The 1,084-nt window shown below is 33.9% G+C and carries 2 protein-coding genes; both read left to right on the top strand.

Annotated features, from left to right (window positions below):
• Positions 1 to 246 precede the first annotated feature (246 nt).
• Positions 247 to 657, top strand: coding sequence for a hypothetical protein (locus JMX98_RS13900; RefSeq protein ID WP_201587414.1), 411 nt, complete (start codon positions 247 to 249; stop codon positions 655 to 657).
• 204 nt (positions 658 to 861) lie between these two features.
• Positions 862 to 1,084, top strand: a 223-nt coding sequence (locus JMX98_RS13895) for a hypothetical protein (RefSeq protein ID WP_201587412.1), incomplete at its 3' end; no start/stop codon positions are given.

The following is a 1,084-nucleotide window of genomic DNA, read 5'->3' as shown; positions in this document are numbered from 1 at the left end:
TGATTTGAACCCTATCGAGAAGAAGTGGGCACAGGCTAAGTTTCTGCGCCAAGGGTGGATGGAGAATAATTTACCTAAACTGTTTCATGATATGGGCTGTATCGATTTTATAAAGATTTAACTATATTTCAGAAGAATCTAAAAAAGCCACTCAAAGATTTTACCAGAGAAACCCAAAGCAAAAACGTATTGATGAACTGAATAAGATCCCTACTTCTCCTTTATAATTTAAAGTGAATAATTTTTATGAAAAACACTAACAAAAAAACGGATATAAAGATATTTGCTCAAGCTTATGGGTATAGTTATGCTATAACGATTATTTTATTTTTATTTAGAAAGCCGTTGGTATTTTTATATCAAGACTTGTTAGATAAAACACTAACCTATCAATTTTCCGAGATATTTATAATTTCTAAGACTGAATTTGTAATGGCATCACTTTCGCCGCTTGCTTTACCAATAACCAGTCTGCTTATGAGCAAGTGGCTTCCTCAATATTTTATATTAGCTATTATATATTTTTTATGTTTGCTTGGTATTTATAAAGCCAGTGAGTTAATGATAAAAAATAAATTGTTCATTATATCAATATTACTATTAATATTTAATTTAATTGGAATATATATTTCGACAAATTTAGCTACAAGTATATAATTTGAATACACTGAACTACATTTTGGCTTTAGAGTATTTATTTACTGATTTTAGAATAACTATGACGCCTTAGGACAATTGACGCACCTAACGGGTAATATAGTGAGTTCCGTATAAAAGCGATACAGTGGGACTGGGATAAATTTTACGCAGCCTCTGTCGGCGCAGGCACAGCACGCAAGGAAAATTTATACCAGTTCCACGTTGACATATGATGTATCTGTTTTATTTAGAATTGACTATAGTCTACTTGAGCAAAGCAATAAGAGCACTCAGTCGTTTAAGCGTAATCACCAGTATCAGTATGACGCCCAAGGTCGTCTCACCGAACACAAGCTCACCGACTATCAAAACCATACGGGCATCACCGAAGTGTTTGCCTTTGATCCTGCCAGTAATCGTGTGCCTGTAAAGGCTGATGCTGCTA

Origin of the sequence: Psychrobacter sp. HII-4 (assembly GCF_904846595.1) — a bacterium.
GTDB lineage: Bacteria > Pseudomonadota > Gammaproteobacteria > Pseudomonadales > Moraxellaceae > Psychrobacter > Psychrobacter celer.
The sequence above is the reverse complement of the archived record's forward strand: the minus strand, read 5'-3'. Positions and strand labels throughout refer to the sequence as shown.

Bases quoted from the DNA above. Each gene is read 5' to 3' on its own strand.
- JMX98_RS13900 (WP_201587414.1), top strand. From the start codon at position 247: ATGAAAAACACTAACAAAAAAACGGATATAAAGATATTTGCTCAAGCT.